Below are 23,871 nucleotides of genomic sequence, written 5' to 3'. Positions count from 1 at the left end.
TGGATACAAGTTTTTTTGATGATCATTTATAAATATTTGATCATAATATTTTTTTTGCTTTCAATATTTTATAATCAAACATGTAATTATTACATTAATACCACATCGTATTGTTCTTGAATATAAAGTGGTTCAATCTTTACTTCAACACGCTTACCCACAAACACCTCGACTTCAGCTAAAGCGTGAGACTCATCATTAGTTAGAGCATTAGCCACAGAAGCCGATGCATAAACCAAAAAATACTCTGAGTGGTGTGCTTTATAAACACGAACTATTTCGCGTAAAATTTCGTTGCAAACTGTTTCTACTGATTTGACCATACCACGGCCTTTACATGCGGGACATTCCTCGCACAAAATATGCCCGATACTTTCGCGTGTTCGTTTGCGTGTCATTTCTACTAAGCCTAAGGTAGAAAATAGATTAACGGTAGTTCTAGCTCTATCTTTAGATAAAAAATCTTGGAGCGATTGTAATACTCGCTCACGATGCAAATCCTCTTGCATATCAATAAAATCAATAATAATAATGCCGCCCAAATTACGCAATCGCAATTGTCGAGCAATTGCTATTGTGGCCTCAATATTGGTATTAAAAATAGTTTCCTCTAAATTACGATGACCAACAAATGCACCAGTGTTAATATCAATTGTTGTCATAGCTTCGGTTTGATCAATAATCAAATATCCGCCAGATTTCAATTTGACTTTACGATCTAATGCTCTTTGAATCTCGTTTTCGGTATCATAAAGATCGAATATCGGAATATTACCCCGATAATGTGATAATTTACTCGTCACTTCGGGCATAAATTCTTGCGTAAACTCAACCAATAAATCATAAGTTAATTTTGAGTCTACCAAAATTCGTTCAATTGGATCGCCCACAAAATCACGTAATACACGCTGTGACAATGCCAATTCACCATACACTAAATTTTTACTTACCGGACGAGCCATACGCTGTTGAATTTTAGTCCAAAGTCGTTTTAAAAAATTGGCATCTTGCTCTAACTCATGAGCGTTCGCACCTTCGGCTGCCGTTCTAACAATAAAACCGCCTTCGTCTGTCACATATTGCTGAACAATATTTTTTAATCTTTCCCGTTCTTGTTCACTTTCTATGCGTTGCGAAGTTGCCACATGTGCAGAATTTGGTCCAGGCATTAATACTAAATAACGCGATGGCAAAGTAATGTCGGTTGTCAGTCTAGCTCCTTTGGTTCCGAGTGGATCTTTCACCACTTGCACCATTAAGTCCTGTCCTTGACGAACAAGTTCAGAGATATCTTTTACTTGAAATTGTTCTTGTTCAGTATCAGATACACACTCAGTATGAGGCATAATGTCTGATGCATGCAGAAAAGCCGCTTTCTCAAGCCCAATGTCTACAAAGGCAGCCTGCATACCAGGTAAAATACGGATCACTTTGCCTTTGTAGATATTTCCAACAATACCTCTTCTAGATTCACGATCAACATGGATTTCTTGTAATACGCCATCTTCAATATAAGCAACTCTCGTTTCAGATGGCGTTACATTCATTAATAATTCAACAGACATAAAATTCCCTTTTAATTGATGGCAAAGCTTCGTCTTATTAACCGCAAAAATAGATAGATAACAACCCATAATAAGCCATCAATACAGCTTGATAGTAAAATCAATGGCGATATTGTTATAGTATGATAAATACTAACTTGAAATAAAAACACGAGTAAATTGTAGCACACCGAAATGCCAAAAATAATAAACGACTGTTGCCATAAAGCTAAATTACGTATCAATTGGAATTTAAAAACAAGTAAATAAGCAATACATGAATAAATAAAAGCATGTATCCCCAAGATTGAACCGGAACACAGATCTATTACAACTCCAAATATAAAAGCAGTACCAATTCCAATTCGGTGAGGAAGAGCAATTAACCAATAAGCAAAAATAAGAATCAGCAGATGCGGTTTAAACATGCTATATGACGGTGACCATGGAATAATTTGCAAACATAAGCCAATTAATAGCGTTATCCAAATAATCAATATTCGATTACGACCCCTCATGTTTTACCCCTTGATTTCCCCATAATAACAATAAATAGCGTAAGCGTTTTAAATCTGCTGTTGGTGTAGCCGAGATAATTGGAGTTGAATCAGTAATATCAAGCTTTACTGAACTTACTATTGCTACCGGATAACCTTCTGGGAAACGACCATCAAGTCCTGAAGTGACTAAAACATCCCCTACTTTTATATCAACATTATTAGGCAAAAATTCTAATGTTAAATCATTACTACATCCGTTACCCACAGCAATCATACCAATATCGTTTCTTAGTACTTGTACTGGTATTGCATGCTGATAATCACATACTAAAATAGCGCGACTAGTTGATTGAGCAGTTTCATAAATTTGTCCGACTATTCCTTTTTCATCAACTACTGGCTGGCCTACATAAACACCATCTTGTTTACCTTTATTTATAACAAATTGATAAACATAAGGATCTGTATCTGCAAGTAATACTTGTGCAGCCATTTTATGCTCATCAGGTCTTAATGGAGAACCAAGTAATTCACGAAGCCTTGTATTTTCATGTTTTAAATGTTCAAGCAACAATAAATCATTTTTTTGTTGCAACAATTCTGCATGCAATTTTTCTTTTTCACTGATCAAGATTTCTCGTGTTTTTGCCATCTCGTAAAGAGAATCAAATGATGACTTTGGAGCATTCGACACATGATAAAGAGGCGAAATGATAGTATCTAAATAATAGCGAATTTCTTTAAATGGGCGATAATTGACATCTAATACAATTAGTACCAAAGCTAATGCTAAAAAAGTAAATAATTGTACACTGAGGGGAGAACGTTTAGAAAAGAGTAATTTCATTGTCCAGTACTTACCTGTTTTATGCTCAAGATCTAATTATTTTAAGATACGACTCCGCCGACAATGTCGGCGGATAAAAATATGAGATGTTTACTTACTAATCGTTTCATTAACATGAAATTCAGCAACGATTAAGATAGCAATTACTCTTCACTAAATAGATCGCCACCATGCATGTCAACCATATCTAACGCTTTTCCACCGCCTCGTGCAACACATGTTAATGGATCTTCAGCTACTACAACATGAATACCAGTTTCAGCCGATAATAATTTATCAATATTACGTAATAAAGCTCCACCGCCAGTTAAAACCATACCGTGCTCTGAAATATCAGAAGCAAGTTCTGGAGGACATTGCTCTAACGCAACTTTAACTGCACTGACTATACCACTTAAAGGTTCTTGTAGCGCTTCTAAAATTTCATTAGAATTTAGAGTAAAACTACGAGGCACACCTTCAGCAAGGTTGCGTCCACGAACTTCGATTTCAAGAACTTCATCACCAGGATACGCACTACCAATAAAATGTTTAATTTTTTCGGCTGTTGCTTCACCAATTAATGCGCCATAATTACGACGAACATAGTTAATAATCGCTTCATCAAATCGGTCACCACCAATACGGGCAGATGCAGAATAAACAACACCATTTAATGAAATAACAGCCACTTCCGTAGTTCCACCACCTATATCAACAACCATTGAGCCTGTTGGTGCAGAGACAGGTAAATCAGCACCTATAGCAGCGGCCATTGGCTCTTCAATTAAATATACTTCACGAGCACCTGCTCCTAATGCTGATTCACGAATAGCACGGCGTTCAACTTGTGTAGCACCGACAGGAACACAAACAAGTACACGCGGGCTTGGCCTTAAAAAGCTATGACTATGAACTTGACGAATAAAATACTGTAACATCTTTTCTGTGACAGAAAAGTCGGCAATAACACCATCCTTCATTGGTCTAATAGCTGCAATATTACCTGGCGTTCTCCCTAACATCAGTTTCGCAGCATGTCCGACAGCAGCAACACTTTTCGGTGTGCCTGTGCGATGATCTTGACGAATCGCTACAACTGAAGGTTCGTTTAATACAATACCTTGTCCTTTTACATAAATAAGTGTGTTTGCTGTACCTAAATCGATCGATAAATCATTTGAAAACAAGCCACGAACTTTTTTGAACATAATAAAAACTCTTCCTAGAATTAATCTTGCTTAAGTATATTTTAGTTTTTAAAAACAAACCATGGAATCAAAAAATATATATTTTAACTTTAGTAGTTAAGCTAAATAAAATATTATTTACCCCTTTTAAACCATAGCCAACCCCAATAGTAATTTACGCTTACTATTGTATCGCAATTATAAAATAATACCTAGAAAATAGTATAACAAGTGTTTGTAAAGGAGATATATAATGACAAATTCTGTTTTACAGTGTATTCTTCCGCGTAAATATTGAGTTACTACCTTATTATCAACTACAAGATAGCTTTTGTCGATGATAAGGATGCATTAAAATCATTGTTACTTATATCAAATAAACACGGTGTAATTCATGGATATACGCAAAATTAAAAAATTAATTGAATTAGTTGAAGAGTCAGGTATTTCTGAACTTGAAATTTCTGAAGGCGAAGAATCAGTTAGAATTAGTCGCTCAGTTCCTACTACAAACTATTCCGCGCCAGTACAAAACATTCAAATTCCTCAACCGGCACCTGTCGTTGTGGCTCCAACAGTTCAAACAGAAGTTGTAACAGATACTGTTGCAAATGATGGTGCAACAATAAAATCTCCAATGGTTGGAACTTTTTATCGCACACCAAGCCCAGAATCAAAAGCTTTTGTTGAAGTTGGTCAAACCGTAAATGTTGGTGATGTACTTTGCATCGTTGAAGCGATGAAAATGATGAACCAAATTGAGTCAGAAAAGGCTGGTACAATAAAAGCTATCTTGGTTGAAAATGGTCAACCAGTTGAATTTGATCAGCCTCTATTCATTATTGAATAACCTGAATTTATTATTGACTATACGATTAAGAGATAGAATATGCTTGATAAAATTCTTATTGCGAATCGTGGAGAAATAGCTCTACGTATATTACGAGCATGTAAAGAACTTGGGATTAAAACTGTTGCAGTTCATTCTACGGCAGATAAAGATTTAAAACATGTATTGCTAGCAGATGAAACTGTTTGTATTGGCTCAGCAGCTTCAGCAAAAAGTTACCTTAATGTACCTGCATTAATTTCAGCTGCTGAAGTAACTGGTGCTGCTGCTATTCACCCGGGATATGGATTCTTATCTGAAAATGCAGATTTTGCTGAACAAGTTGAGCGTTCAGGCTTTATTTTTATTGGTCCAAAACCTGACACTATTCGTCTAATGGGTGATAAAGTATCAGCAATTCATGCCATGAAAAAAGCTGGTGTGCCTTGTGTACCGGGTTCAGATGGGCCACTTGGTAGTGATATTGAAACTAATAAACAAATTGCTAAACAAATTGGCTATCCTGTAATTATTAAAGCTTCTGGTGGCGGAGGTGGTCGCGGTATGCGTATTGTTCGGGAAGAAAAGGATCTTGAACAATCCATCAAAATGACCAAATTAGAAGCCAAAACTGCTTTCAATAATGATATGGTTTACATGGAAAAATTTCTAGAAAATCCACGTCATATCGAAATTCAAGTGCTTTCTGATGGTCAGGGACATGCTGTTTATTTAGGTGAACGAGATTGCTCAATGCAAAGACGCCATCAAAAAGTTGTAGAAGAAGCACCAGCACTTGGCATCACACCTAAAATGCGTAAATTTATTGGTGAGCGTTGTGTTAATGCATGTATTGAGATTGGCTATCGTGGTGCAGGTACATTTGAATTCTTATTTGAAAATGGTGAGTTTTATTTTATTGAAATGAACACCCGTATTCAAGTAGAGCATCCGGTTACCGAAATGATAACCGGTGTTGATTTAATAAGAGAACAAATTTTGATCGCCGCTGGCAAACCACTTTCAATTAAACAAAGCGATATTGAAATCAAAGGCCACGCGATTGAATGCCGAATTAATGCTGAAGATCCCAAGACCTTTATGCCATCACCAGGAAAAATTACCCGTTTTCATGCGCCAGGTGGCTTTGGTATTCGTTGGGAGTCACATATTTATGCAGGTTATACTGTCCCGCCTTACTATGACTCAATGATTGGAAAATTAATTGCTTATGGTGAAACACGCGAAGTTGCCATTGCACGGATGAAAAATGCCTTAGCAGAACTAGTAATTGATGGAATAAAAACTAACATTGATCTTCATATTGAAATCATGAATGATGAAGGCTTCCAAAAAGGTGGTACCAACATTCATTATTTAGAAAAGAAATTAGGCATTTATGAGTAACAAAATAATCCCTATCTATTAGGGATTATTGCTATATTTAAGTATCAATAAGGTATGGGTAGATATAAATGAAAAATTGGCAAAAAAGCGCTGAAGAGATTTTAACCATGGGACCTGTTGTTCCCGTTATTGTAATTGAACGTATTGAAGATGCTGTACCGCTAGCCAAAGCGCTCATTGCTGGTGGAGTAAAAGTACTGGAAGTGACGTTACGAACAGCTTGCGCAATTGATGCTATAAAGAAAATCATCAAAGAAGTTCCTGAAGCTGTGGTTGGTGCAGGAACAGTGACAACTGTTGAACAATTAAAACAAGTCACTGAAGCTGGCGTTGAATTTGTCATCACTCCTGGTATTACTGACGCTATTTTAAAAGCTGCAGTTGATGGTCCTATTCCTGTTATCCCGGGTATTGCAACTATTTCTGAACTATTAACAGCACAAGAATATGGTCTAACGGCACTAAAATTCTTCCCCGCTGAAATCAATGGTGGCGTTGCAGCATTAAAAGCTTTTGCTGGCCCTTGTGGATATATGAAGTTCTGTCCAACTGGGGGAGTAAACCCTAAAAACTATCGCGATTACCTTGCACTGGATAATGTACTTTGCGTCGGTGGTACTTGGTTTATTCCAACCGATGCAATTGCAAAAGGGGATTTTGCTAAAATTACGGAAATGGCAAAAGAAGCCGTTGCTGGTGCTCAATAACTATTATTATTCCGCCGATATAATATCGGCGGTAAAACTACTAGTCGTCTATCCTTATTAACTTCTCAATCCTCGTCCACTTTCAATAAGTCGCCATGCAACTACATATAGTCCGGTAACAAACAAAATCAGCATTGAAAATGTGATCCATAACGGCACGTCTGTCACACCCAAAAATCCATAACGAAAACCGTTAATCATATAAACGATTGGATTAATTTTTGAAATCCACTGCCAAAAGTCTGGCAGCATAGTAATGGAATAAAAAACACCACCAAGATAAGTTAATGGTGTTAATACAAATGTTGGAATAATGCTTATATCATCAAATGACTTGGCAAATACCGCATTTAATAAGCCAGCTAATGAAAACAGAATTGAAGTAAATAGCAATGTACAAACAACAAATAACCAAGAATGAACTTCATAACGAACAAAAAATAGTGACACAATAGTCACTAAAATACCAGTTAAAATACCACGCATCACGCCACCACCAACATATCCCAAAATAAGAATATGCGTTGGTACAGGTGCGACCAATAACTCTTCAATGTTACGTTGAAATTTAGCGCTAAAAAAGGACGAACAAACATTGGTATAAGAATTGGTAATAACTGACATCATAATTAATCCCGGCACAATAAATGCCATATAGCTAAATCCACCCATTTCACCAACACGAGAGCCAATTAAATTACCAAAGATAATAAAATAAAGAGACATGGTAATAACGGGCGGAATTAACGTTTGAACCCAAATTCTTAAAAATCTTGTCACTTCTTTACGCCAAATACTTTTTAAGGCAATCCAATATAAATTATTCATCAAATATCACCTTTTTGTTGGGTATCATTGTGCAATAGATCAACAAATAACTCTTCTAACCGATTTGCTTTATTTCGTACGCTGATCACTTTAATATTTTGTTTATTTAATTGCTCAAATAATTGGTTTAATCCATGTTGCTTATCTACTTGCACTTCTAACACGCCGGACTCCACATCAGAATAATTGTAGCCTTGTAATTTAATTGGCTCAGATAAGGGGACATAATCAATAACAATTGTTTCAGATTGGCTTTTCGCCAATAGATCACGCATTGAGGAGTTCGCAATCAATTGACCTCTCTGAATAATACCGATATTTCGACATAGCATTTCCGCTTCTTCTAAATAATGGGTGGTTAGAATAATTGTGATACCTTGCCGATTGATTTCACGTAAAAAATCCCACATAGAACGGCGTAATTCAATATCAACACCTGCGGTTGGTTCATCAAGAATCAATAATTTAGGCTCATGCACAAGCGCTCTGGCTATCATTAATCGCCTTTTCATGCCACCGGACAACATGCTAGCTCGACTGTGGCGTTTGTCCCATAAATCTAAAATTCGCAAATACTTTTCAGCACGCTCTAATGCAAGTTTTCGGGGCAATCCATAATAACCACCTTGATTAGTAACTATTTGTAGCACTTCTTCAAATTGATTAAAATTAAATTCTTGCGGGACAAGCCCTAATTGTCTTTTAGCATTGACAACATCTGTATCTAAATCATAACCAAAAATTTTAACTTGTCCCGCTGTTTTGGTGACTAATGAGCTAATAATGCCTATGGTTGTTGACTTCCCTGCACCATTAGGTCCCAACAAGGCATAAAAATCACCAGCTTGTACAGTTAAATCGATACCTTTTAATGCTTCTATACCATTTTTATAAATTTTTTTGAGTGATATTAGCTCAAGTGCAGGAATTGATGGCATAAATATATCCTAAGTGAATCAATTGCTATTTAAATAATATGATATCATGTTAAATCAATTGACAATAAAATCAATCAATGTACAGGTCTTTTTAGTTTTATTTATATCAATGCGAATAAATTATCATTGTAAGATCATAGCGCATATTATTATTGGTTAGGCACAAACAGTGTAGTTTTAATTTTCGAGCTGTGTGCCTTTATCGTTGAAGGAATAAGTAGCATGTTTAAGATTGGGTTAGTTTCAGTATCAGATAGAGCTTCAAGTGGCGTTTACCAAGATGAAGGCATTCCATCATTAGTTTCATGGTTACAAACCGCATTGAAAACGCCTTTTATAACCGAAAATCGTATTATTCCTGATGAGCAAGCTGTCATTGAACAAACATTATGTGAGTTAGTTGATAATCTACATTGCCACTTAATTTTAACCACCGGAGGCACTGGTCCTGCAATTAGAGACGTAACACCTGATGCAACAGTTGCGATCTCCGATCGGGTGATGCCGGGATATGGAGAACAGATGCGTCAAATCAGTTTGCATTTTGTACCAACCGCAATTTTATCAAGGCAAGTTGCTGTTATTCGCAAAAAGTGTTTAATCATAAACCTACCTGGCCGACCAAAATCAATAAAAGAAACCCTTGAGGGAGTTAAAGATAACCAAGGTAATGCCATTGTTAGTGGCATTTTTGCTAGTATCCCCTATTGTATACAACTATTAGAAGGTCCTTACATTGAAACCCATGAACAAGTCATAAAGTCTTTTCGCCCTAAAGATGCAATTAAATCAAAACTTTAGTTTTATGCAAATTTAATGCATAATTATATACAATAATTGCTACTGATGCATTTAAAATAATTGAAGTTATTTTTGTTTAAATAACAAGAAAACTTTATTATACGTGTTGTAACTTCATGTATTAGAAAAAACAGTAACAAAGCAAAAGTCAAGGAACATTATGAAACAAGCTAATCTCACTAAAACATTTAAAGAGATGCTTCTTCAAGAGAAGTTTAGTTCGCAAGTAGAAATCGTACAAGCGCTACAAGAACAAGGTTTTGATAATATCAATCAATCAAAAGTTTCGCGCATGCTAACCAAATTTGGCGCAGTGAGAACTCGCAATGCAAAATCCGAAATGGTCTATTGTTTACCTGCTGAAATCAGCGTACCAACTACAAGTAGCCCATTGAAAAATTTAGTGATTGATATTGATTTCAATAGTTCAATGGTGGTGATACGCACCAGCCCAGGTGCAGCCCAACTCATTGCTCGGTTACTCGACTCAATTGGTAAATCAGAAGGTATTTTAGGTTCCATTGCGGGTGACGACACAATTTTTAGTACACCAACTAAAGAGTGTACAGTAAAAAAATTATATCAAACCATTATCGAATTGTTTGAACGAGAATTATAGTGGTTGCAATTTCTCCGCATTATAGCTAATAATTTTTGACATTTAACCTATTGACACAATTAATAAAATCGTTAATCTTATATAACGCTGACTTCGTTACAGAAGTTGCAAAACGAAGAGGCGCATTACTCAGGTAAATCATTTTAGGGACTGGAACCATTAATAAATGATTGAGGGGATGTAATGCCGAGGTTTGATTGCCTATCCAGAAGCAATCAAATCGACTGCAAGGGCTGAATCCCTTGGGTTGTCACCTTAACAGGTGGAGCACTTCATGGTTTGTACTTTTTTAATTGTAAATAGAACACACCCGCTCTAACTCTGTTAAAAATAAAAATTTTTAATATGAGGAATCCATGGAAACATCATTCGTAATTGCTAAATTTGGTGGTACTAGTGTCGCCGATTACTCTTCAATGGTAAACAGTGCCAATATTGTAATAACTAACCCTAACGTAAAAGTTGTGGTACTATCGGCCTCTGCTGGCGTGACAAATTTATTAGTCGCCTTAGCAGAAGGTCGTGATGCCGAAGTTCGATCTCAACATATTGCCAAAATTCAATCGATCCAATACAACATCTTAGAACAATTACCTGAAAATCCCGAACTACGAACTGAAATTGACAAAATCATTGCTAATATAGCCTCTTTGTCTGAAGCCGCAAGTTTAGCTACATCACCAGCATTAACAGACGAGCTCGTTAGTCACGGTGAAATTATGTCTTCAAAACTGTTTGTCGAAATATTGAAAGAAAAACAAAAAAATGCCATATGGTTTGACGTCCGTAAAGTTATGCGCACCGATGATAAATTTGGTAAAGCCACTCCTAAAATTGAAGATATTAAACAGCTTTGCTGTGCACATTTAAAATCACTAAACAGTCATAGCATCGTTGTAACACAAGGATTTATCGGTAGTGAAAGTTCTGGAAAAACTACTACATTAGGCCGTGGAGGAAGCGATTATACAGCAGCTTTATTAGGTGAAGCATTGAATGCAACTCAAATTGATATTTGGACTGATGTTGCAGGAATTTATACTAACGATCCTCGTATTACGCCAGAGGCTAAACGCATTGATGAAATATCTTTTGCTGAAGCAACCGAAATGGCTACGTTTGGAGCGAAAGTACTGCACCCAGCTACACTTGTACCAGCAGTACGTAGCAATATCCCTGTTTTTGTTGGTTCCAGTAAGGCACCACAGAAAGGAGGAACTATTGTTTACAACACTAATAGCATTACATCTAAATTACCAGTATTTAGAGCATTAGCATTACGTCGCAAGCAAACATTATTAACACTTACAAGTTTAAATATGCTACATGCACAAGGTTTTCTAGCTAATGTGTTTACGATATTAGCCAAACATAATATTTCGGTTGATTTAGTCACAACATCAGAAGTAAGTATCGCATTAACTATCGATACCACAGGCACTAACACCAACGGTAACAGTTTATTAACGAAAGCCTTATTTGATGAGCTATCAACAGTGTGTCATGTCACAGTTGAAGAAGATTTAGCACTAATTGCTATTATTGGAAATAACCTAACTTCAACACAAGGTATAGCGAAAGAGGTGTTTGGTGTATTAGATGATTTTATTATTAGACTTTGCTGTTATGGGGCAAGTACTCACAATCTTTGCCTATTAGCAAAAAGCAATGACGCAGAATCAATTATTAAAATTCTACATAACGCGATTTTTGAACAATAATTTTACAGGGGAGATTTAATCTCCCTTATACTTAATTCTAATAATTAACTTATCTTTACTCTAATATATGTTAAAAGCACGAAAACATAGCAAAACATTATTAAATTTCATTATGAAGAATAAAATTTAATAAAATCAATAAATTAAAAATATTTTGTTCATATGGTGAGTTTTTAGATTACATCTCTATTTTCTTTAGCAACATTAGTTATTAATATATTTTGAATATCATTTATTACTCTTAATTAATCGATTAAAACTATTACATTAAACATTAACTTCTGTTAGATTTTTTAATTAATTGAAGTAAACTAAAACTAATTTCAATAATAAGAGGAAATTACTATGGGTATTCTAAGTTGGATAATTCTTGGTTTAATTGCCGGTTGGATTGCTAAGTTTTTTATGCCACTAGGAAGTGTAGGTGTAATTAAAACTATTTTATTAGGCATTGCAGGGGCCTTAGTTGGTGGCTATATTAGCACCTTCTTCGGTTGGGGCAGTGTGACAGGCTTTAATTTCCCTAGTTTGTTAATTTCAGTACTTGGTTCGATTATACTCATTTATATCTATCGCCTCATAAAAAAATAATTTATTTTCTGGTAAATTGGCGGTTTTCCCGCCAATTTACCTAACTCTTAAGTTTTATATGTTTAGATATAGCATCCTTTTAGTTCAAATTTCGTAATAAGTAATTTCGTCATATCCAGAATTTTGTTATATTATTTGCTTAAACCCATCAATTTCAACTTGTAGATTATAATGTTAAAAATATTCAACACATTAACCAGAGAAAAGGAAATCTTTCAATCTATTATCCCAAATAAAGTTGGACTATATGTTTGTGGTGTGACAATTTACGATCTTTGCCATATTGGTCACGGGCGTACTTTTGTTGCATTCGATGTTGTTACACGTTATTTACGTTTTTTAGGTTATGATTTAACTTATGTGCGTAACATTACTGATGTGGATGACAAAATCATCAAACGTGCACTCGAAAACGGCGAAAGTTGCGATCAACTTACCGATAGAATGCTACAAGAAATGTATGCAGATTTTGATGCTCTGAATATAAAACGTCCTGATATAGAGCCACGTGCTACTCATCATATGCCACAAATCATCCAATTAGTTGAAAAATTAATCGCTAAAAATCATGCTTATATTGCCGATAACGGCGATGTGATGTTTTCAGTAGACAGTGATCCTAATTATGGTATTTTATCGCGACAAAATTTAGAACAGCTGCAAGCTGGCGCTCGTGTTGATGTGGTTGATGTTAAACGTAATCCAATGGATTTTGTGTTATGGAAAATGTCAAAACCGAATGAACCAAGTTGGGATTCGCCATGGGGTAAAGGTCGCCCAGGTTGGCACATTGAATGTTCGGCGATGAATAGTTATCAGTTAGGTAATCACTTTGATATTCACGGTGGTGGCTCAGATTTAATGTTCCCACATCATGAAAACGAAATTGCCCAATCAACCTGTGCGCATGATGGTCAATACGTCAATTATTGGATGCATTCCGGCATGGTTATGATAGACCAAGAAAAAATGTCAAAATCACTCAATAATTTTTTCACAATTCGCGATGTATTAAAACATTATGATGCCGAAACAGTGCGTTACTTTTTACTATCAGGTCATTATCGGAGCCAACTCAATTATAGTGAAGAAAATTTAAAGCAAGCTAGAATGGCACTAGAAAGACTCTATACAGCACTACGAGACACTGATCCCGCTCATCCACACATGACACCTGACAGCGATTATTATCGCCAATTTTGTGATGCAATGGATGATGACTTTAATACACCGGAAGCTTATTCAACTCTTTTTGATTTGGCTCGTGAAATAAATAAAGCCAAAGCAGACAATAATATGTCACTTGCTAATGAATTAGCTGCTGAATTACGCTATTTATCGGCAGTACTTGGACTATTAGAGCAAGATCCTGTAAAATTTTTACAAGGCGATAAGCAAGATGATGTTGACATTGCATTAGTTGAGGCATTAATTAAACAACGAAACGAAGCAAGAGTAAGCAAAAATTGGGCACTGGCCGACGAAGCTCGCGACAAATTAAATGCAATGAATATTGTGCTTGAAGATGGCGCAAATGGTACAACATGGCGGAAAAAAAGTTAATATTATCAAAATAAAAAGTTTGATGAATAAATAGCGCATTAAACATTGTCGATTGAAAAATAACACCCACAACCCCGTGGGTGTTATTATTTGTGATTATCGTAACGTTTTATCAATCGAAGTTAAAATACCTCGCAAAATATTCAGCTCCTGTTGTTCAATACGTGCACGTGTAAATAATCGACGTAAACGCCCCATAATTTGCCCTGGATGGTTGGCCTTAATAAAGCCTGTGTGTAATAAAGTCTGTTCTAAATGCTGGTAAAAACGCTCTATATCGGCATCAATAGGAAATACAGTTTCTGACATATTCCCATTTTTTAGCTCTGATATGTTATTTTCAAGGTTTAACATTGACATACGAATTTCATAACACAAAACTTGCACCGACATGGCAAGATTTAAAGAACTATAATCAGGATTAGCAGGAATGCCAACATGATAATGGCACTTTTGCAATTCTTCATTCGTTAAACCGACACGTTCACGCCCAAACACCAAAGCGACTTGGGCATAGCTCTTAGTTGCTTCTTGAATAATCTTATCTCCACATGTTTTTGGAGTTAAGTGTGGCCATTGCAAACTACGGGAGCGGGCACTAGTGCCAATCACTAAAGTACAATCGGCAATGGCTTGTTCAAGCGACGAAAAAATTTGTGCATTTTTAATAATATCACTCGCACCTGCCGCTAACGAAATCGATTGAGAATCAGGCTTGATGACTGGATTAACTAAACAAAGATTCGTTAATCCCATGGTTTTCATTGCTCTTGCAGCAGATCCCATATTACCTGTATGAGATGTTTCAACCAAAACAATCTTTACATTATCTAAATAACTCACATTATCCTCATTCATTGAAAATATCTTATAACGCAGAATAAACTAAATACTCATTGACACAGTATATAGTAAAATCAGTTTCAGCCCCACTGTTATGCAATAGCTAATTAATAGAATCTATTTTTAAATTAAATTCACAAAAATGTAATTAATAACGAATATCTTATTGACGAGAATAAAATAATTTGCCAATGTAGTGATAGCAACCTTTAAAAAGGTTAGAGTTATTGATAAAAAAAGCGGAGGTCAACTATGGCGTTAAGTATTACCAGTAAACAAATGGAGATTACCCCTGCAATTCGTAGTTATCTACAAGATAAGTTTTCGAAGTTAGATAAATGGAGAGCACATCTAATCAATCCTCATTTTATTTTATCCAAAGAACCTGACGGATTTATTATTGATGCAACAATTGCCACTAAAGGAACGCCATTAGTTGCATCTGCCAAACATATTGATATGTATGCTGCAATTAATGATCTTATTGATAAACTTGAAAAACAACTTAATAAGTTGCAACATAAAGGCGAAGCTCGCCGTGCCGCTAACAGCATAAAAGATGCAGTATTAGAAGAAGAAATTTAATTAATTTATTTTTTCAATTTAATAAAAAGGCACTTTAATGGTGCCTTTATTTTTTTGCTTGTTATAATACAAACTATCTTTTTTTTAATATCTAATGAAAATGAGCGCAAACCCTTTATTACCTTTACGAGATAAGATTAATGAACTAGATAAAACGTTGTTAGAACTTATTGCTGAACGTCGCAAACTCTCAACGCAAGTAATTCATACTAAAATTGAAGTAAACATTCCAGTACGTGATATTGAGCGTGAACGTTTACTTATAAAAGCCTTAATCAATCAAGGCAAAAAATATCATCTTGATGATCTTTTCATTAAACGCTTATATCAATTAATTATCGAAGATTCTGTACTATTACAACAAAAAATCTTACAAGAAAAACTTAATCACGGCACTATTGTCACTGCCAAAGTTGCTTTTTTAGGACCAAAAGGATCTTATTCTCATTCTGCAGCACGCCATTATGCAAGCGCTCATTTAGATGAAATGATTGAATTCAGCTGTTCAACCTTTAAAGACATTTTTGAACAAGTCGAAAATGGTGCTGTAGATTATGGAATTTTACCAATAGAAAATTCTAGCTCGGGCTCAATTAATGAAGTTTATGATTTACTGCAAAAAACCAACTTACACATTATTGGTGAGCTTTCTTTACCTATTGATCATTGTATTCTTGCCGGGCTAAATTCAAAAATTGAACAAATTGATACCATTTATAGCCATCCACAACCATTCCAACAATGCAGTAACTTTTTAGAAAGCTATCCGCATTGGAAGATTGTATACTGCGACAGTACATCGTCAGCAATGGAAACTGTTGCAAAATTGAATCAACCTAATGTTGCAGCAATGGGTAATAAAGATGGCGGTGAATTATATGGACTGCAAGTCCTTGAACACAACTTTGCTAATCAAAAAGAAAACATTACGCGTTTTATTGTGCTGGCTCGTCAGCCTATTGAGGTTTCAGATCAAATTCCAGCTAAAACCACAATTTTAATGAAGACAGGTCAACAAGCAGGTGCTTTAGTTGATGCCCTATTAGTATTACGTAATCATAATATCGTCATGACTAAACTTGAGTCGCGTCCAATTCATGGTACACCATGGGAAGAAATGTTTTATATTGATTTGCAAGGCAATATTCATTCTTATGAAATGCAAACAGCACTCAAAGAACTAGCATCAATGACGTTATATACCAAGGTGCTCGGATGCTATCCAAGTGATTCCATTGTTGCTGTAATGTAAATAACTATGACTATGCAACAGTTTTCGCAAGCTGTACTTAATTGGTATGAACAGTACGGTAGAAAATCGCTACCTTGGCAAATTGAAAAAAGCGCTTATCATGTTTGGTTATCAGAAGTGATGTTGCAACAAACTCAAGTTGCAACGGTAATCCCTTACTTTAACCGTTTTATTGAACAATTTCCCAAGGTAACTGACCTAGCAACATCACCAATTGATGATGTGTTGCATCTTTGGACAGGGCTTGGCTATTATGCAAGAGCGCGCAATTTACATAAAGCAGCACAAATGATTGCCGAACAGTTTAATGGCGTGTTCCCTACACAATTTGACGACGTCATCGCCCTACCCGGTGTTGGGCGTTCAACTGCAGGAGCAATTTTATCACTTTCACAAAATCAGCATTATCCAATTTTAGATGGCAATGTAAAACGTGTTTTAACCCGATATTTTGCAGTTAAAGGCTGGCCGGGTATTAAAACTGTCGAAAATAAGCTTTGGCAATTGAGTGAGCAAGTTACCCCTCAAAAAGAGGTTGCAAAATTTAATCAAGCTATGATGGATATTGGGGCAATGGTTTGTACTCGCACTAAACCTAAGTGCACTTTATGTCCTTTACATAATCATTGCCTTGCCTATAAAAATGAAACTTGGCAACAATATCCAGCCCCAAAACCTAAAAAGACTATTCCTGAAAAAACAGCCTATTTTTTAATGCTTGAATATCATCAAGCTATTTGGCTAGAAAAAAGACCACCATCGGGTATTTGGGGAGGACTATATTGTTTACCTCAGTTTTCAAGTAAGCAAGCATTAACTGACTGGTTAAAAGAACAAGGCATTGAAACAACAAAACCAAAGCAACTTATTGCTTTTCGCCACACCTTTAGCCATTTTCACTTAGATATTATTCCTATCCATTGTGTTATCACTAATTATACAAAATGTTGGGATGAATCTTGTGGCTATTGGTATAATCTTAACTCTGACAATGCCAAAATAGGGTTAGCAACACCTGTTTATAACTTATTAAAACAAACGACTTATTAACTCCTCTTTATCAGAATCTACATTATTTTTAGTATATAATTACTCATTATTTTTTACTCTATTAAGTTATGCAAAACAAACAACATCAAAGCTTATCTGGCTACTTAGTCTTTTTAATGGCTTTTGCTATTGGTATTACTATAGCTAGCAATTATTATGCTCAGCCGCTATTACATTCAATTACAAATAATCTGCATATAAAAGTAGAAAATGCAGGATCAATCATTATGGTTGCCCAATTTAGTTATGCTGTGGGCTTACTTTTTATCACACCACTTGGTGATAAACTAGAGCGTAAAAGATTGATTATTATTTTAATGATATTATCCACTTGTGGACTTATGGTAAGCGCTTTATCTCAAAATATATGGATGCTTATAATAGGCACAGCTATGACAGGGTTATTTTCAACGGTAGCACAAGTCTTAATTCCTTTTGCAGCTACATTATCAAGACCAGAACATCGTGGTAAAATTGTAGGCACATTAATGAGTGGTATGTTACTAGGTATTTTATTAGGTCGAACTTTTGCGGGTGCCATTTCAACCATTGCCGATTGGCATGATGTGTATTGGATTGCAACAGGTATTATGGCCATTGTGACGCTATTACTCTGGGCTTCGCTACCCAGTTACCGTTGCGATATTAACATTAATTATTTTAAGCTGTTATGGTCGATTGCTTTATTATATAAACAAGAGCCAACACTTAGAATTCGTTCACTATTAGCCATTATATCGTTTGCACTATTTTCACTATTATGGACACCTCTTGCTTTCTTACTAACTAATGCACCATACCACTATTCTGATTTTATTATTGGCTTATTTGGACTTGCTGGTGCGGCTGGTGCAATGGGATCACCAATAGTGGGAAAATTATCAGACAAAGGCAAAGGTTTTATTGCAACCACTATTGGATTATGTTTATTGCTGTTAGCTTGGTTACCCCTATCGTTAGCGCAATTTTCAATTTTCGCCTTAATTTTCGGCGTAATTTTGTTAGATTTAGCCGTACAAGTTACCCATGTGTCGAATATGAATGCTATTTATCAAATCAGACCCGAAGCACGCAGCCGAATGAATACAGGTTATATGGTATGCTATTTTATTGGCGGAATGCTAGGATCTGTGGGTTCGACCTATTTATTTAGTCATTACGGATGGATAGCGATAATCATAGCAAGCACGTCTTTAGCAATATTAGGCATCATATGCTGGCTTTTTTATACTAAAACGCATTGCTACCTGAAACTTTTTGACAAAAATCACATTAACTAAATGTTGACCTAAATCAAATATGCATAGCGTATTTGATCAATTGTTTTTTTAATAGTGAACTGTGATTAATAGCATTCATGCCAATGGTTCTTAATGTCTTTTTCAGCACATTATCTCCATTAAACATATCTTGAATTGTTCTCATGGCTGTGAGCATCACTAACGTATCTTTACGACGGTTAAACTCAAATGACTTTAAATTATTTACAAGTCCAATATCTTTTTGTGTGTCAATTAATTGTTTAATTGTCGAAACTAATAAAGCGGAGTCTTGAAACCCTAAATTCACGCCTTGTCCAGCTAAAGGATGAATAGTGTGTGCAGCATCACCAATCAGAACTAAGCGATGTTTAATAAATTGTTTTGCAAAACGCGCTTTTAATGGAAATACCATGCGCGGATTAATTAATTGGCATTTGCCTACTTTATCGCCCGTTAACGCTAATAATTGATTTGAAAATTCAGATTCACAAAGCGAGGTTAAATTTGCCGCATTATCAGGTTTAGTCGACCAAACTAAGCAACTTTTATTGGCATCCCAAAGCGGAAGAAAAGCGATAATCCCATTAGGATAAAACACTTGTCTAGCACAAGATTGATGTGGATACTCAGTTTCAACAGTTGTAATAACAGCATGATGAAGATAATCTCGTTCAAAAACAGGAATATTTTTGCATCTACGTACCCAAGAATGAGCACCATCAGCACCAATCATTAATTTAGATTGTAAAACAGTTTTATCTGCAAGTGTCAAAAAGGCAAAATCGTCATTAAATGTACAATCAATTGCTTCAAAATTATAAAAATGAATATTGGAACACTTTTTAGCATATTGGTAAAGATAATGAGAAATAACATTATTTTCGATTATATATCCAAGATTTGAATAACCATAATCTTTAGCATGAGCAGACAAATGAGCTTGACCATATTTTTCCCATACACCTATTTCGTTAAACTCTTGTACACGTCGACTAGCGCACAGATCATCCCATATACCGATTTGCGAAAAATACCGTTGACTTGCGCCATTAATAGCTGAAGCTCTAATACCTATTTCACCATGTGGCAATGATCCATGCTGATGGATTTTAGCATCTATAATTGCTATGTTTAGTGCATATTGACTAAGTGCGCAGGCTGTCGCTAACCCCACTAACCCTCCACCTACAATTGCCACATCAAATTGAATATTCATACCAATAATTACATCTATTTATTATCTAACTTATCATCATTTTTTGATTCCACTTCGTCATCATTCATCGCTTTTTTAAAGCCTTTCAATGCTGAACCAAGATCTGAACCTAAATTACGTAATTTTTTGGTACCAAATAATAAAATAACTACAGCAAGAAACACTAAAAGATGTGGAATACTAAAAGACATAATAAACTCCTCTCAATAAATACAAGTCTCTATTTAGGATAGGCCTTAAAACAGATTTTATAGCATATTATTATACTATTTTTATGATGGGATTTCATGAATAGTTCAAGAACAAAAAAAAGACCTGTATAAAACTATACAGGCCAACATGAAATATAAGGAATATAAGGAAAGAAAACAATGAAAAATCCTTACCCTTCTTATTATCCGTTTTTTTTCTCATTAGTCAACGTTTTTATTTTTTTATTTATTTAGCCACAGCATAACAAAAAAACATACAAATCAAACAAAAACAAATAAATAAATGAAAAATACAACATTTGATCAATATCAACATTAACTTGAAAAAATAAATATAAACATTAAAATAAACAAATTAAAATGAAAAAGCACGCAACAAAAACAGAAAAAAATCAAATTATGTTTTTTTAAACAATTCACAGAAACAAAAAAATAAAAAGGAGTTCATTAATTTTCTATATTATGGATGTGTACAAAATTATTTAAAAATACACTATAATCAATCAACTTGTGCAAGAAATAATGAGTCAAAGATGAATGCAATTAAAAATAATAATGTTAAAACTTTCAAAGATAGATTACATAGCTCAATGCAAGGTTTATCTGTTTCTGCTTTCGCTAAAAAATGTGATATGTCAGAAACAGTAATCCGAGATTATTTATCGGGAAAAACATACCCATCACTGACGCGCTTAGAAGTTATTGCTGAAAAATGTAATGTTTCTTTTAATTGGCTTGCTACGGGACATAGACTAGAATTTGTAGACTCCAAAAATGATGAAGATGTTTACAATGAAAATATTTATCGTATTCCTGTTTATAAAAAACAGCTACCAACAAAAGAAGAGGCACAAAAAGAACGTTTTGTTAGAGAAACCCCTCCGGTAATGAATTATCCTATTATTGAAGGTTGGGTTAAACACCGTGGTTTAGATGCTAAAAAATTAATTATATATTGGGCCAAAGGTGATTTAATGTCACCAGAAATAAAAAATAATAACGGTCTAATCCTTAACACTGAAGTGAGTGATATCGTTGATGGAGCAATCTATTTAATTGAATATGAAGATATTACTTTCTTAAGAAAAGTACGTTTAACTCTCGATGGGTGGCTGTTAATTTGTAACAATAGCCAACACCCTACAATTGAAGTACCAAAAGCAGACTTTCATAAATATCATATTGTTGGACGTGTTGTACTTATCATTAAAGATATTTATTAATGTCTTTAATCGCTATATATTAACTTTCGAGATATAATAAAAAACGAGGGAATATTAAACATTTTATTCCCTACTAATTTCTTTGATGTTTATAACTTAAATAATAACAGCTAGATAGTTAATTTATGTTTGTTAAATTTCATGGAGCATATTAGTGCAAAATTAATTTATAGTTATTTGCATTACCCCCTTTTTTCTATATTATTTATAATATTATCAATAAATAATCTTATTATTAATTAGGCCTAACATGTATCGATTTTTTGAAAAATTGGTGTCATCTTATCCGACAGATGAACCTCGTCCTATGGCTAAAAATTTTTTTAGTTTCATATGGCAATCAACTGAAGGAACTCGTTTATTTTTACTACTATTAATTATTTTTAGCGCGTTAGGTGGAGCTTTTGAAGCCTTTTTATACGCAGCCCTCGGTAAAGTTATTGATTGGCTTGCGATTGTTGAACCTAGCAAATTTTGGCAACAAGAAAAAACAACATTAATACTATTAACCTTAATCATCCTATCCAGTACAATTATTATTGGACTACAAACTATTATTAAACATCAGTGCCTAGCAGGAAATTTTCCAATGCGAATGCGCTGGAATCTACATAGGTTAGTACTTAACCAAAGTATGCGCTTTTTTCAAGATGAATTTGCTGGAAGAATATCAGCAAAAGTCATGCAAACAGCACTAGCGGTTCGCGATACGTGTTTCTTAGTAGCGGATATTTTCATCTATGTCCTAATCTCGTTTATTACTATGGCAACAATCATCGGCCAATTAGATATTTGGTTATTAATGCCATTTATGTGTTGGTGTCTGATTTATGGCATTACTATGTATTATTTTATTCCCCGATTAAGTAAAGTCGCTAGTATGCAGGCTAATGCTCGCTCTACGATGACAGGACGAGTGACTGATGCCTATACCAACATTATGACCGTAAAACTATTTTCTCATGCAGGCAATGAGGCAAAATATGCGCAAGAATCAATGGATGAGTTTTTAGTTACTGTAAACAAACAGATGCGCCTAGTCAGTAGTTTTGAAATTGTTAATCATTTATTGTCTATTTTGTTAGTACTAAGCACAACAGGCGTTGCATTGTGGTTATGGATAAATCAGTTCATTGGTGTTGGTGCAATTGCGACAACAACGGCTGTTGCACTTCGTTTAAATGGTTTTTCACACTGGATCATGTGGGAAATGGCTGCCCTATTTGAAAATATTGGGGTTGTTAAAGATGGTATTAATACTTTTTCAGCAACTAAAACAGTTGTTGATCAACCCAATGCAACATCACTTAATGTTACTCAAGGAAAAATTGAATTTAAACACATTTATTTTTCCTATGATAAAAAACAGAGTCATTCAGTCATTGAAAATTTAGATTTAACAATTAAATCTGGTGAAAAAATAGGATTAGTTGGTCGTTCAGGAGCAGGTAAATCAACACTTATCAATTTATTACTTCGCTTTTACGATTTACAAAGTGGCAAAATTGTTATTGATGGACAAGATATTACGACTGTTAGCCAAGAAAGCCTACGAGCTCAAATTGGTATGGTGACACAAGATACCTCATTATTGCATCGAACAGTGCGAGAAAACTTACTCTATGGTAACAATTACGCAACCGACGAGCAAATGATTGAAGCCGCCCAAAAAGCACATGCTGATAACTTTATTCAAACACTAATTGATGCAAAAGGTAGAACTGGGTATGACGCATTTGTTGGTGAGCGAGGCATAAAATTATCTGGCGGGCAAAGACAACGTATTGCAATTGCTCGCGTTATCCTAAAAAATGCTCCTATTTTATTATTAGATGAAGCAACAAGTGCGCTGGATTCTGAAATTGAACAAGCAATCCAAGAAAGCTTATACTCTTTAATGGAAGGTAAAACCGTCATTGCCATTGCTCACCGGCTATCAACCATTGCAGCAATGGATAGATTAGTCGTACTAGATCAAGGAAAAATCATTGAGCAAGGAACACACCAAGAGTTACTTATGAAAAATGGATTATATGCACAACTTTGGAAACATCAAAGCGGCGGATTCTTAGCAGCTAATATCTAATTTTATGCTTTACTAGTAAATAATTTTTAGGACACATATTCATTTTAGATAAAACTTATGTGTCCTTCTTACGGAATT

The 23,871-nt window shown here is 35.0% G+C and carries 23 protein-coding genes and 1 riboswitch; of the genes, 14 read left to right on the top strand and 9 right to left on the bottom strand.

The features are described from left to right. Positions 1-89 precede the first annotated feature (89 nt). The 4 genes from rng to GYX25_RS00410 all read right to left on the bottom strand — a co-directional run bounded on the left by rng (position 90) and on the right by GYX25_RS00410 (position 4,081). Positions 90-1,565, bottom strand: coding sequence for a ribonuclease G (rng, locus tag GYX25_RS00425; protein WP_091347579.1), 1,476 nt, complete (start codon positions 1,563-1,565; stop codon positions 90-92). Between the two features lie 11 nt (positions 1,566-1,576). After that, positions 1,577-2,062 carry a rod shape-determining protein MreD gene (gene mreD / locus GYX25_RS00420; RefSeq protein ID WP_091347581.1) on the bottom strand — a complete coding sequence of 162 codons (486 nt, stop codon included), beginning with the start codon at positions 2,060-2,062 and terminating at the stop codon, positions 1,577-1,579. Beyond that, a complete protein-coding gene (mreC, locus tag GYX25_RS00415; RefSeq protein ID WP_091347584.1) occupies positions 2,049-2,891 on the bottom strand; it encodes a rod shape-determining protein MreC in 843 nt (280 codons plus the stop codon). Before mreC ends, mreD begins: the two co-directional genes overlap by 14 nt. A gap of 143 nt (positions 2,892-3,034) precedes the next feature. Continuing rightward, positions 3,035-4,081, bottom strand: coding sequence for a rod shape-determining protein (locus GYX25_RS00410; protein ID WP_091347585.1), 1,047 nt, complete (start codon positions 4,079-4,081; stop codon positions 3,035-3,037). A gap of 373 nt (positions 4,082-4,454) precedes the next feature. On the opposite strand from GYX25_RS00410, the gene accB reads away from it, so the two are divergent. From accB to GYX25_RS00395, 3 genes are all read left to right on the top strand, one after another. Then, positions 4,455-4,910: an acetyl-CoA carboxylase biotin carboxyl carrier protein gene (gene accB, locus GYX25_RS00405; protein WP_091347588.1), complete on the top strand. Its 456-nt coding sequence runs from the start codon at positions 4,455-4,457 to the stop codon at positions 4,908-4,910. Between the two features lie 39 nt (positions 4,911-4,949). Beyond that, entirely contained in the window at positions 4,950-6,296 is a 1,347-nt protein-coding gene (accC, locus tag GYX25_RS00400; protein WP_091347591.1) for an acetyl-CoA carboxylase biotin carboxylase subunit, read from the top strand. Between the two features lie 68 nt (positions 6,297-6,364). Then, entirely contained in the window at positions 6,365-7,003 is a 639-nt protein-coding gene (locus GYX25_RS00395) for a bifunctional 4-hydroxy-2-oxoglutarate aldolase/2-dehydro-3-deoxy-phosphogluconate aldolase (protein ID WP_091347593.1), read from the top strand. A gap of 57 nt (positions 7,004-7,060) precedes the next feature. On the opposite strand, the gene GYX25_RS00390 is transcribed toward GYX25_RS00395, so the two are convergent. Continuing rightward, entirely contained in the window at positions 7,061-7,831 is a 771-nt protein-coding gene (locus GYX25_RS00390) for an ABC transporter permease (RefSeq protein ID WP_091347596.1), read from the bottom strand. Next, positions 7,831-8,769: an ABC transporter ATP-binding protein gene (locus GYX25_RS00385; protein ID WP_174786417.1), complete on the bottom strand. Its 939-nt coding sequence runs from the start codon at positions 8,767-8,769 to the stop codon at positions 7,831-7,833. Before GYX25_RS00385 ends, GYX25_RS00390 begins: the two co-directional genes overlap by 1 nt. Before the next feature lie 222 nt (positions 8,770-8,991). Here GYX25_RS00385 and mog point away from each other — a divergent pair, with 222 nt between their 5' ends. From mog to cysS, 5 genes are all read left to right on the top strand, one after another. Continuing rightward, positions 8,992-9,570 (top strand): molybdopterin adenylyltransferase, encoded by a 579-nt coding sequence (gene mog, locus GYX25_RS00380; RefSeq protein ID WP_091347601.1) that lies wholly within the window; start codon positions 8,992-8,994, stop codon positions 9,568-9,570. Positions 9,571-9,730: 160 nt separating this feature from the next. Continuing rightward, the gene (gene argR, locus GYX25_RS00375) at positions 9,731-10,189 is read left to right on the top strand and encodes a transcriptional regulator ArgR (protein WP_091347603.1); all 459 of its coding nucleotides are present in this window, start codon (positions 9,731-9,733) and stop codon (positions 10,187-10,189) included. Positions 10,190-10,296: 107 nt separating this feature from the next. Then, positions 10,297-10,470: riboswitch (Lysine riboswitch) on the top strand. Positions 10,471-10,545: 75 nt separating this feature from the next. Continuing rightward, positions 10,546-11,910, top strand: a complete 1,365-nt coding sequence (lysC, locus tag GYX25_RS00370) for a lysine-sensitive aspartokinase 3 (RefSeq protein WP_091347606.1) — start codon at positions 10,546-10,548, stop codon at positions 11,908-11,910. Positions 11,911-12,255: 345 nt separating this feature from the next. After that, positions 12,256-12,501 carry a GlsB/YeaQ/YmgE family stress response membrane protein gene (locus tag GYX25_RS00365; protein ID WP_091347608.1) on the top strand — a complete coding sequence of 82 codons (246 nt, stop codon included), beginning with the start codon at positions 12,256-12,258 and terminating at the stop codon, positions 12,499-12,501. A 171-nt stretch (positions 12,502-12,672) separates the two neighbouring features. Continuing rightward, positions 12,673-14,064, top strand: a complete 1,392-nt coding sequence (gene cysS / locus GYX25_RS00360; RefSeq protein ID WP_091347611.1) for a cysteine--tRNA ligase — start codon at positions 12,673-12,675, stop codon at positions 14,062-14,064. A 96-nt stretch (positions 14,065-14,160) separates the two neighbouring features. On the opposite strand, the gene trmJ is transcribed toward cysS, so the two are convergent. Beyond that, positions 14,161-14,922, bottom strand: a complete 762-nt coding sequence (gene trmJ / locus GYX25_RS00355) for a tRNA (cytosine(32)/uridine(32)-2'-O)-methyltransferase TrmJ (RefSeq protein ID WP_091347614.1) — start codon at positions 14,920-14,922, stop codon at positions 14,161-14,163. Between the two features lie 237 nt (positions 14,923-15,159). Between trmJ and raiA the strand changes: the two genes are divergently transcribed. The 4 genes from raiA (at position 15,160) to GYX25_RS00335 (ending at position 19,074) form a co-directional block, all read left to right on the top strand. Continuing rightward, the gene (raiA, locus tag GYX25_RS00350; RefSeq protein ID WP_091347616.1) at positions 15,160-15,492 is read left to right on the top strand and encodes a ribosome-associated translation inhibitor RaiA; all 333 of its coding nucleotides are present in this window, start codon (positions 15,160-15,162) and stop codon (positions 15,490-15,492) included. Between the two features lie 100 nt (positions 15,493-15,592). After that, positions 15,593-16,744 (top strand): bifunctional chorismate mutase/prephenate dehydratase, encoded by a 1,152-nt coding sequence (gene pheA / locus GYX25_RS00345; protein ID WP_091347619.1) that lies wholly within the window; start codon positions 15,593-15,595, stop codon positions 16,742-16,744. 6 nt (positions 16,745-16,750) lie between these two features. After that, positions 16,751-17,794, top strand: a complete 1,044-nt coding sequence (gene mutY / locus GYX25_RS00340) for an A/G-specific adenine glycosylase (protein ID WP_091347622.1) — start codon at positions 16,751-16,753, stop codon at positions 17,792-17,794. 68 nt (positions 17,795-17,862) lie between these two features. Then, positions 17,863-19,074, top strand: coding sequence for an MFS transporter (locus GYX25_RS00335; protein WP_091347624.1), 1,212 nt, complete (start codon positions 17,863-17,865; stop codon positions 19,072-19,074). Positions 19,075-19,087: 13 nt separating this feature from the next. Here the strand turns inward: GYX25_RS00335 and GYX25_RS00330 are convergent, their stop codons facing one another. Next, positions 19,088-20,272 carry an FAD-dependent monooxygenase gene (locus GYX25_RS00330; protein ID WP_091347627.1) on the bottom strand — a complete coding sequence of 395 codons (1,185 nt, stop codon included), beginning with the start codon at positions 20,270-20,272 and terminating at the stop codon, positions 19,088-19,090. A gap of 14 nt (positions 20,273-20,286) precedes the next feature. Continuing rightward, positions 20,287-20,463 (bottom strand): Sec-independent protein translocase subunit TatA, encoded by a 177-nt coding sequence (locus GYX25_RS00325; RefSeq protein WP_065637331.1) that lies wholly within the window; start codon positions 20,461-20,463, stop codon positions 20,287-20,289. 554 nt (positions 20,464-21,017) lie between these two features. Between GYX25_RS00325 and GYX25_RS00320 the strand changes: the two genes are divergently transcribed. Next, positions 21,018-21,707: a LexA family transcriptional regulator gene (locus GYX25_RS00320; RefSeq protein WP_091347633.1), complete on the top strand. Its 690-nt coding sequence runs from the start codon at positions 21,018-21,020 to the stop codon at positions 21,705-21,707. Between the two features lie 250 nt (positions 21,708-21,957). Then, entirely contained in the window at positions 21,958-23,793 is a 1,836-nt protein-coding gene (locus GYX25_RS00315; RefSeq protein WP_091347636.1) for an ABC transporter ATP-binding protein, read from the top strand. The last annotated feature ends 78 nt before the right edge of the window (positions 23,794-23,871 follow it).

The organism is Gilliamella sp. ESL0254 (assembly GCF_013344985.1).
Classification (GTDB): Bacteria; Pseudomonadota; Gammaproteobacteria; order Enterobacterales; family Orbaceae; genus Gilliamella; species Gilliamella bombicola.
This window is presented reverse-complemented; position numbering and strand designations above follow the sequence as displayed.

Excerpts from the sequence above, each read along its gene's own strand:
- rng (WP_091347579.1), bottom strand. The coding sequence starts at position 1,565 with ATGTCTGTTGAATTATTAATGAATGTAACGCCATCTGAAACGAGAGTT.
- mreD (WP_091347581.1), bottom strand. The coding sequence starts at position 2,062 with ATGAGGGGTCGTAATCGAATATTGATTATTTGGATAACGCTATTAATT.
- mreC (WP_091347584.1), bottom strand. The coding sequence starts at position 2,891 with ATGAAATTACTCTTTTCTAAACGTTCTCCCCTCAGTGTACAATTATTT.
- GYX25_RS00410 (WP_091347585.1), bottom strand. The coding sequence starts at position 4,081 with ATGTTCAAAAAAGTTCGTGGCTTGTTTTCAAATGATTTATCGATCGAT.
- accB (WP_091347588.1), top strand. The coding sequence starts at position 4,455 with ATGGATATACGCAAAATTAAAAAATTAATTGAATTAGTTGAAGAGTCA.
- accC (WP_091347591.1), top strand. The coding sequence starts at position 4,950 with ATGCTTGATAAAATTCTTATTGCGAATCGTGGAGAAATAGCTCTACGT.
- GYX25_RS00395 (WP_091347593.1), top strand. The coding sequence starts at position 6,365 with ATGAAAAATTGGCAAAAAAGCGCTGAAGAGATTTTAACCATGGGACCT.
- GYX25_RS00390 (WP_091347596.1), bottom strand. The coding sequence starts at position 7,831 with ATGAATAATTTATATTGGATTGCCTTAAAAAGTATTTGGCGTAAAGAA.
- GYX25_RS00385 (WP_174786417.1), bottom strand. The coding sequence starts at position 8,769 with ATGCCATCAATTCCTGCACTTGAGCTAATATCACTCAAAAAAATTTAT.
- mog (WP_091347601.1), top strand. The coding sequence starts at position 8,992 with ATGTTTAAGATTGGGTTAGTTTCAGTATCAGATAGAGCTTCAAGTGGC.
- argR (WP_091347603.1), top strand. The coding sequence starts at position 9,731 with ATGAAACAAGCTAATCTCACTAAAACATTTAAAGAGATGCTTCTTCAA.
- lysC (WP_091347606.1), top strand. The coding sequence starts at position 10,546 with ATGGAAACATCATTCGTAATTGCTAAATTTGGTGGTACTAGTGTCGCC.
- GYX25_RS00365 (WP_091347608.1), top strand. The coding sequence starts at position 12,256 with ATGGGTATTCTAAGTTGGATAATTCTTGGTTTAATTGCCGGTTGGATT.
- cysS (WP_091347611.1), top strand. The coding sequence starts at position 12,673 with ATGTTAAAAATATTCAACACATTAACCAGAGAAAAGGAAATCTTTCAA.
- trmJ (WP_091347614.1), bottom strand. The coding sequence starts at position 14,922 with ATGAATGAGGATAATGTGAGTTATTTAGATAATGTAAAGATTGTTTTG.
- raiA (WP_091347616.1), top strand. The coding sequence starts at position 15,160 with ATGGCGTTAAGTATTACCAGTAAACAAATGGAGATTACCCCTGCAATT.
- pheA (WP_091347619.1), top strand. The coding sequence starts at position 15,593 with ATGAGCGCAAACCCTTTATTACCTTTACGAGATAAGATTAATGAACTA.
- mutY (WP_091347622.1), top strand. The coding sequence starts at position 16,751 with ATGACTATGCAACAGTTTTCGCAAGCTGTACTTAATTGGTATGAACAG.
- GYX25_RS00335 (WP_091347624.1), top strand. The coding sequence starts at position 17,863 with ATGCAAAACAAACAACATCAAAGCTTATCTGGCTACTTAGTCTTTTTA.
- GYX25_RS00330 (WP_091347627.1), bottom strand. The coding sequence starts at position 20,272 with ATGAATATTCAATTTGATGTGGCAATTGTAGGTGGAGGGTTAGTGGGG.
- GYX25_RS00325 (WP_065637331.1), bottom strand. The coding sequence starts at position 20,463 with ATGTCTTTTAGTATTCCACATCTTTTAGTGTTTCTTGCTGTAGTTATT.
- GYX25_RS00320 (WP_091347633.1), top strand. The coding sequence starts at position 21,018 with ATGAATGCAATTAAAAATAATAATGTTAAAACTTTCAAAGATAGATTA.
- GYX25_RS00315 (WP_091347636.1), top strand. The coding sequence starts at position 21,958 with ATGTATCGATTTTTTGAAAAATTGGTGTCATCTTATCCGACAGATGAA.